The sequence below is a fragment of the Streptomyces sp. CO7 genome (genome assembly GCF_053474865.1).
Genome location: NZ_JBRIOU010000002.1, coordinates 1,607,642 through 1,614,857, shown reverse-complemented (window position 1 = coordinate 1,614,857; position 7,216 = coordinate 1,607,642). Strand labels below are relative to the sequence as shown.

Annotated in this window: 10 protein-coding genes; 6 read left to right on the top strand and 4 right to left on the bottom strand. The window is 74.2% G+C overall.

What is annotated here, in order from left to right:
• The first annotated feature begins 245 nt into the window (after positions 1-245).
• From ACOV8S_RS09470 to ACOV8S_RS09460, 3 genes are read left to right on the top strand one after another with little or no spacing between them, the layout of a single operon-like run.
• Positions 246-497: a ribbon-helix-helix protein, CopG family gene (locus ACOV8S_RS09470; RefSeq protein ID WP_448317261.1), complete on the top strand. Its 252-nt coding sequence runs from the start codon at positions 246-248 to the stop codon at positions 495-497.
• On the top strand, positions 497-868 hold the full coding sequence (locus ACOV8S_RS09465; RefSeq protein WP_448317260.1) for a toxin Doc: 372 nt from the start codon (positions 497-499) through the stop codon (positions 866-868). The genes ACOV8S_RS09470 and ACOV8S_RS09465 overlap by 1 nt, the downstream gene beginning before the upstream one ends.
• Positions 869-1,321, top strand: a complete 453-nt coding sequence (locus tag ACOV8S_RS09460; RefSeq protein WP_448317259.1) for a hypothetical protein — start codon at positions 869-871, stop codon at positions 1,319-1,321.
• 73 nt (positions 1,322-1,394) lie between these two features.
• Here the strand turns inward: ACOV8S_RS09460 and ACOV8S_RS09455 are convergent, their stop codons facing one another.
• The gene (locus tag ACOV8S_RS09455) at positions 1,395-1,736 is read right to left on the bottom strand and encodes an N-acetyltransferase family protein (protein ID WP_448317258.1); all 342 of its coding nucleotides are present in this window, start codon (positions 1,734-1,736) and stop codon (positions 1,395-1,397) included.
• A 179-nt stretch (positions 1,737-1,915) separates the two neighbouring features.
• The gene (locus tag ACOV8S_RS09450) at positions 1,916-2,383 is read right to left on the bottom strand and encodes a MarR family winged helix-turn-helix transcriptional regulator (RefSeq protein WP_448317257.1); all 468 of its coding nucleotides are present in this window, start codon (positions 2,381-2,383) and stop codon (positions 1,916-1,918) included.
• 30 nt (positions 2,384-2,413) lie between these two features.
• On the opposite strand from ACOV8S_RS09450, the gene ACOV8S_RS09445 reads away from it, so the two are divergent.
• From ACOV8S_RS09445 to ACOV8S_RS09435, 3 genes are all read left to right on the top strand, one after another.
• Positions 2,414-3,532 (top strand): GNAT family N-acetyltransferase, encoded by a 1,119-nt coding sequence (locus ACOV8S_RS09445; protein WP_448317256.1) that lies wholly within the window; start codon positions 2,414-2,416, stop codon positions 3,530-3,532.
• Entirely contained in the window at positions 3,529-4,023 is a 495-nt protein-coding gene (locus ACOV8S_RS09440; protein WP_448317255.1) for a YfbM family protein, read from the top strand. Before ACOV8S_RS09445 ends, ACOV8S_RS09440 begins: the two co-directional genes overlap by 4 nt.
• A gap of 161 nt (positions 4,024-4,184) precedes the next feature.
• Positions 4,185-5,483 (top strand): vanadium-dependent haloperoxidase, encoded by a 1,299-nt coding sequence (locus ACOV8S_RS09435; RefSeq protein ID WP_448317254.1) that lies wholly within the window; start codon positions 4,185-4,187, stop codon positions 5,481-5,483.
• 86 nt (positions 5,484-5,569) lie between these two features.
• On the opposite strand, the gene ACOV8S_RS09430 is transcribed toward ACOV8S_RS09435, so the two are convergent.
• Entirely contained in the window at positions 5,570-6,043 is a 474-nt protein-coding gene (locus ACOV8S_RS09430) for a hypothetical protein (RefSeq protein ID WP_448317253.1), read from the bottom strand.
• Between the two features lie 106 nt (positions 6,044-6,149).
• Positions 6,150-7,208, bottom strand: a complete 1,059-nt coding sequence (locus tag ACOV8S_RS09425) for an ABC transporter substrate-binding protein (RefSeq protein ID WP_448317409.1) — start codon at positions 7,206-7,208, stop codon at positions 6,150-6,152.
• Between the last annotated feature and the right edge of the window lie 8 nt (positions 7,209-7,216).

Sequence of the window (7,216 nt, the reverse complement as noted above, 5' to 3'; positions counted from 1 at the left end):
GGCCTTCGGGCGTGCTCGTCATGGCGTCGTCCTCCGTGGTGTGTCGTCTCGTCGGAACTCGTCGGAATCTGGTCCGAGTCCCGTCCCGTCCGGTTCCGGGTGACGGTCCACAGCGGGCGGCGGCCGACCCGGGCATCAGTACAGACTCCGGTCCGGGGCGGAGCTCGTCGCCACTCCGGGAGCCCCTCCCCCGCGACCGGAACGGGTGAATCGACCACGTACAGCACGCGCTGTACGCTGGCCGCATGGCGAAGTCCGTGACCATCCGCGTCCCCGACGAGGTCCATGCCAGGCTGCAGGAGCGGGCCGCCCGTGAGGGCAGCACCGTCACCGCCATCCTGACGGAGGCCGCCCTGCGCGATCCCCGGCTGTCCGATCCGGCCTCGCTCGGCCGGGCCGCGGCGTGGGTGCGGCAGCATGCCGAGGAGTTCGCGCAGGCGTTCCCCGACGAGGAGCCGGCCACCGTGCCGCGGGGCGCCGAGGCCGACGCCGCCTGATGGAACTGCTGATCGACCTGGCGTGGCTCCTGGAGCGCCAGGCGCTGCTCATGCCGCGCGAGCTGGACGTCGCCGACTACTCGGCGCTGGCCGCCGCCGTGCAGCGCCATCGGGTGAACACGCCCCGGATCGGCTACGAACCGGACAACGCCTGGCGTGCCGCGGCCCTGCTGGTGACCCTCGCCCGCGAGGAGCCGCTGCCGGCGCGCAACGCGTTCTTCGCCGCGCTGACCGCGGTGGAGTACATGGCTCAGGCCGGCGAGGCGGTGGACGCGCCGCGGGGGGCGCTGCCGGAGCTGGTGGCCGAGGTGAGGACGTACAAGGCCGACGTGTACGCCGCCGCGGAGCGGCTGCGGGCCTGGCGGGCCTAGGTGGTGCTTCCCGAAGCGAGGGAAAAGACCCTCGGCAGGGCGTTCGCGGGCGCCTCGCGCGTCGTGTGCGGCCCGGTGGACGTCGAGGCGGCCCGACGGGCCTATCGGCGGGCGGGTTTCGGTGTCACCGGCCGGCTGGTGGAGTTCCTGCGCATGTACGGTGCGACGACGGTCTTCTGGCCGTCGCACGTGACCGGGAGCCAGACGTCGTTGACGATCTCGGTCGAGGAGGCGGTGGATGCCTTCCCGCCCAACGTGCGGTCCTTCGAGAGGCGTCTCGGCATGTCCGCCGTGCCGGTCGGCATCGCCTTCGAGACCGAGGAGATGGTTCTCCTCGCGGACAACGGCGACATCGTCCTCGGGGGTGACGCCGGAGTGCAGCGGGTGGCACACGGGTTCGAGGCAGCCGTCCGGGCCCTGATCTCGGGTGACTGGGACATGACGTTCTTCTGATCGCCCCGCTCGGAAGCCGGCCGGCCGGGCGGTCGACGGGTGGGCGCGACGGCCGCGGCCGGAACGGTGCGGCTCAGTTCGTGTTCTCCGGTGTCCAGCGCAGCGTCATGTCGGGCAGGTGCTCCATGTTGCGGGCGCCGTCGTCGGTGTCGAGGACGCCGAATCCGTGCGACGCATAGAACGCGCGGGCGTCGGTGTTCTGCTGGAAGACGTGCAGGGAGACCCCGTCGGGGCTGTGCCGCCTGACCTCGTCGAGCAGGAGCGTGCCGATGCCTTGGCGTCTCATGTCCGGGCGCAGGTAGAGGTGTTCGAGCATGTCGCCGTCGAGGGCCGCGTAGCCCGCGATCTCCGCGTCGCGCACCGCGACCCAGGTGCGGTGCCGCGGGAGGAGGACGTGCAGGACCCATCGGGTCACCTGCTCGTGGTCGCGCTTCTGCGGGGGGCAGATAGGGCATGGTCGCCGACCGGGAGGTCATGTGGATGCGCGCGATCGCCGCCGCGTCCGCCTGCTCCGCGCGTCGGATCCGGGTCCTGCGGTGATCGCTCATCCCGGGAACCTACACGTCCCGGGCGGCGGCGTGCCACGGCGTCGTGTCAGTCCTCTTCGTCCCGCAGTTTGTCCGCGACGCGTTCGAGCGCGCGGAGGTCCTCGGGGGTGAGGCGGTCGACGAAGTGGCGTCGTACCGAGGCGAGATGGGCCGGGGCCGCCACTTCGAGGGTCTCCATGCCGTGGTCGGTCAGCACCAGGAAGCAGCCCCGGCCGTCCGCGGGGTCGGGTTCGCGCCGCAGCAGGCCGCGCGCCTCCATGCGGGTGGCGTGGCGGGAGAGCCGGCTGCGCGACCAGCGCATCTTGGCGGCCTGGTCCCGCAGGGTGCTGGTGCGTCCGGGCAGCTCGGACAAGGTGCTGAGCACCTCGTAGTCGGGCTCGGAGAGGCCCACGTCGGCCAGGTCGCGCGCGGTGGCCGCCTGCACGGCCAGCACCATGCGCCGGTACGACCTCCAGGCCCGTTCCTCGTCGTGATTCAGCCAGTCGACGGCTTCCGGCGACTCTCTCGTTGACATGGAATCAATCTACACCTAGCTTTCATTTCCATGACAACGAAAACGATGCGCGTCCTCGTCCTGGTCTGCAGCACCCGTCCCGGCGCTCTGGGGCCCGCGGTCGGCGCGTGGTGGACCGAGGCGGTCGGCGCACGCGCCGCCGAACTCGGCGTCGAGCTGGTGCCGGTGTCCCTGGCCGACCTCGCCCTGCCCTTCCTGGACGAGGAGCGGGAACCGTCCTCGGGCGTGTACGTCCACGAGCACACCCGCCGTTGGAGCGCGCTCGTGGACTCGGCGGACGGCTTCCTCGTCATCACTCCGGAGTACAACTACGGGATGCCCGCCGCCTTCAAGAACGCGCTCGACCACCTGGCCCGGGAGTGGGCGTGGAAGCCGATGGGCTTCGTCAGCTACGGCCACACCTCCGCGGGCACCCGGGCCGTGCAGCACGCCAAGCAGGTGGTGACCACCCTGCGTCTGGTGCCGCTCGGGTCCACGGTCGCGCTGCGCATCGCCGACGCCGTCGAGGACGGGCGGGTCCGTCCCGCTCCGGCGCTCGCGGGGGCGGCGGTGGGCGTCCTGGACGAGCTGGTCCGCGTCTCGCACGCGCTGCGGCCGCTGCGGGAGAGGGCGCGCCCCGGCGTGCAGCCCGGCCCGCTGCCGGGTTCCTACCTGCGGCGGCTGACCCCCGAGGACGCCGGCGAGGTGACGGTGCTGCAGCGCTGCTGCTGGGTGGACGAGGCCCTCGCCAACGACAGCCTGGCCGTTCCGGCGCTGGGTGAGTCGCCGCAGGAGGTGGGTGAGTGGCTGGGGACGTGGCATGCCACCGGGCTGTGGCGGGACGGCCGGCTGCTCGGCATGGTCCGGGCGCGGCGCAGCGGCGGTGCGTGGCACGTGGGGCGGCTCGCCGTCGCGCCGGACCTGCGCGGGCAGGGCCTGGGCCGGTGGCTGCTGCGCGTCGGGGAGGGGCAGTCCGAAGAGGGCTGCGACACGCTGGTGCTCCACACGGGCGCCCGCAGCGAAGGCAATGTCCGCCTCTACCGCAGCGAGGGGTACCGGGTGGTGCCGGGCCCGGACGAGGACACCGTCCGCCTGGTCAAGGAGGTGCCCGGGCCGGGCTCGCAGGGGGACGTCCTGGTGTCTGCCCCTGCCTCTGGCATCCGGCCATGAGCATGATCGGACAGTACGCGCGCCTGTCCCCAGGGGAACTCGAGCGGGCGATCAGCGAGCCGAAGTGGGCGATGGGGCTCGTCGACGGGCCTGTCGCCAAGGTGCCGGACGCCGGAGCCGGCTCGCGCCGCCACGAGGTCGACAAGACCTGGCAGGCGCTCGGGTTCGTGCTCGACCGGGCCGGCTTCCCGGTCGACGTCGTCCTCGGTGACGAGGTGCTTCCCGGAGCGGAGGACTGGGGCTACCGACCGCCGCGGCTGATCCGGCCCGAGCGCGTCCGCGTCGCGGCCGAGGCGTTCGACCGGATCTCGTCCGCCTCCCTCGCCGAGGGTGTGGGCCCGGCGGATCTCGCCGCCGCGGACATCTGTCCGCACGTCGTCCGGGAGCGCGGTGAGCCGCTGGACTGGGTGACCGGTCATTACGCGGCGCTGGGCGAGTTCTTCCGGGCGGCGGCGCGTGCGGGGGACGCGGTACTCGTCCGGATCGACTGACGGCCCGGGATGCCGAGTTCGGGCGGCTCGACCGGATGGTGGCCGGGTGCTCCGGAGGCGGGGGCGGGTACTCCCGTCGGCGCAGCGGCGGTCGCTTGGCGGTGCCGGGTCCCGTGGGCTGGGGCAGAGTGCTGCGGGGGACTCGTGCGAGGAGCCTCTGGATGACGAAGAAGAACAGTTCTGTCGCGTCCGCGCCGCTGGCGCGGTTGGCCGTGGGCCTGGCGGTGCTCGTCTCCGCCCTTCCCCTGGCGGCGACCGCCGCCGCGGATCAGGTCGCGCCGCCGGCCGGCCGGGACGCTGCCGTGGTCTCCGACTGGATGCGCATCGCCGCCGACACCATCGCCGACGAGGTGGACGGCACCCCGCCGGACCGGGCGTTCTGGGAGGCCTACGCGGCGACCGCCGTCCACAACGCCGTGAGCGGGATCGAGGGCCGGTACGCCTCGTACCGCTGGCGGGAACGCGGACCGCGCCACGCCTCCTCCGCTGCGGCCGCCGCCGCGGCCGCCCACCGTCTGCTCACCCGCTACTTCCCCGCCTCCGCGGCCGGCCTGGACACCGCTCTGGCGGCCACGCTGGCGAAGATCCCCGACGGCCGGGCGGAGCGCGAGGGCGTCGCCTTCGGGCGACGCGCGGCGGACCACGTCGTCGAGCTGAGGGCGAACGACGGCCGGGGCGCGCCGGTGTCCTTCGACCGGCCGCCGGCCCCGGGCGTCTGGCGTCCCACACCGCCGGCTTTCGCCCCCTTCTCGAACGCCTGGCTCGGCCGGATGCGGCCGCTGCTCCTCCGCTCCCCCGACATGTTCCGCCCCGGCCCGCCGCCCGCGCTGGGCTCCGCCCGGTACGTGCGGGACCTCGTCGAGGTCAGGGAGTTCGGGGCGAAGGACAGCACGCGGCGCACCCCGGCGCAGACCGACACGGCGCGGTTCTTCACCGAGCTGGACCTCCCCGGGGCCCTGGGGGACCACGCGGCCCGGCACCGGCTGGACATCGCCGCCACCGCCAGGCTGTACGCCGCGGTGCACACCACCCAGGCCGACGCGATCATCGCCGCCTGGGACGCCAAGCTGCGGTACGGCAACTGGCGCCCCATCACCGCCGTGCACCGCGCGTACGAGGACGGGAGTCCCGCCACGTCGCCGGATCCCGGCTGGGAGCCGCTGCTGACGACGCCCGCCCATCCGGACTACCTGAGCGGTCACGCGACCACCGCGGGTGCGCTGACCGGTGCCATGACCAAGCTGCTGGGCACCGACCGGATCGACCTCACCGTCCACTCCACGCGTGGCGGCACGACGCGGCACTACGAGCACGCGGGAGCGTACGACCGTGACGCGATCGATGCCCGGGTGTTCGCGGGCATCCACACCCGCACGGCCGACGTCGTCGGCAACCGCGTCGGTCACCGGATCGCCGACTGGGCGCTCGACCGGTACTTCCGCCCGTTGCGCGGCCACTGAGCAGCGGCCCGGCCGGGCCCGGGCGCGCCCCGGGGGCTCCCGGGGGCTTCCCGAGGGCTTGAGGGGCGGCGGCGGCCGGGGCCGCGTCAGCCGAACTGCCCGCGTATCCAGGCGTTCACGGCACCCAGCCGGGCCGCGGCCAGGGCGGGGTCGCCGGACATGGTGGGCTGATCCACCTCGAAGTCGTGGCCCACCATGCCCGTCTCCTCCTCGACGACACGGGCTATGAGGTACGCGGCCTCGGCCACGGCCCGCGCCGCAATCCCGGTGTGCGTGTAGGCCACCTCGATGTCGGCGCTGTCCCCGTAGTGGTCGAGCTGGACGCGCCACGGCAGACCGACCGTGTCGAGGGTGAGGCACCGGGGGTACTGCGCGGTCCCGACCGGCGATATCTCCCGCGACACCCGCGTGACGATCTGCTCCCACTCGGCCCGCTGCGCGGTGGTGGGGTGGAATTCGGGCAACTCGGCGTCCCAGCCCAGTTCGGCGGTGCGCGCGTCGAGCGTCTCGAGCAGGGTCAGGCCCGGCCGGAGCCGCATGAGCATGATCTCGTAGGTCACCCGGTCACCGTAGGAAGGCGACGGGCCCGCGCACCAGCGGTTTGCTTCGGGGCGCTCGCCCCCACGGTGCGCGTTCGCCGGGACGGGGCTGTGAACGCCCCCCGGTTCAGCCGGTGTGCAGGACGCGGAAGCGTGCCGGGTGCGCCGGGTCCCGGTCGACGACCTGGACCGGCGGGTGGGCCCACTGCCAGACACCGGTTCCCGGGGTGCGGGTGAACCGGATCTCCCCCCGGGTGCCCTCGACCGCGACCCGCGGCCAGGAGGCGGCGATCGCCGCGGCATCGGCGCCGTGGGACCGCAGGAGGTGGGCGAGGAGGAGCCCGGTGTCGTACCCCTCGAAGGCGACGAAGGAGGGCTCGGCGTCCAGCCGCAGCCGCAGGGCCTGTTCGACCCTGGTGCCGAGCGGGCCGAGGCGTTCGGGCAGGTAGCGCAGGAACGGGACGCCGGCGCCGTCGTCACCGAGCAGCCGCGCCCATGAGCCGAACTCCGGCTGCCCCGCCGGGGCGCCGAGCAGCAGGCCGGCGAGGCGCCGGTCGCCGCGCACGGCCTTGACGACGGACACCGCGGGTTCCGGGTGGCCGAGCAGGAGCAGCAGGGCCGTCGACCGGCCTGCGGCGAGTGCGTCGCAGACCTCCGCGGGCGTCAGGGCGGGCAGGTCGAGTGCCGTGACCGCGCCGCCGCGCGCGGCGAGGTGGTCGTCGAGGATGCGGGTGCCGGCCGTCCAGTACGCGCTCGGTTCCCTCACCACGGTGATCCGGCTGTGGCCCGCGGCGAGGAGGAAGTCCGCGTAGGTCCGCCAGCCGTGGGACTGGGGCGGGGCGAGGCGGGCGACGTGTTCGGCGCTCCGGTCGGTGAGCGCGTCGAGCACCGCCGAGGAGCAGAGGAAGGGCAGGCCCAGAGCGTCGGCCCTGGCGGCGACGGCGCGGGCGACGACGCTGTGGTACTCCCCCGCCAGCGCGGCGACGCCCAGGCCGGCCAGTTCGTCCACGGCCGCCGCGGCACGCGCCGGATCGGCGGCGGTGTCCCGGACCACCAGTTCCAGCCGCCGTCCCCGGACGCCGCCGTCCGCGTCGACGTCCTCCAGGGCCAGTTCCAGCCCGGCGATCAGGTGCCGCCCGGCCTCGGCCCAGCCGGGGCGGGACAGCGGGGCGAGCGCCCCGATCAGGACGGGGG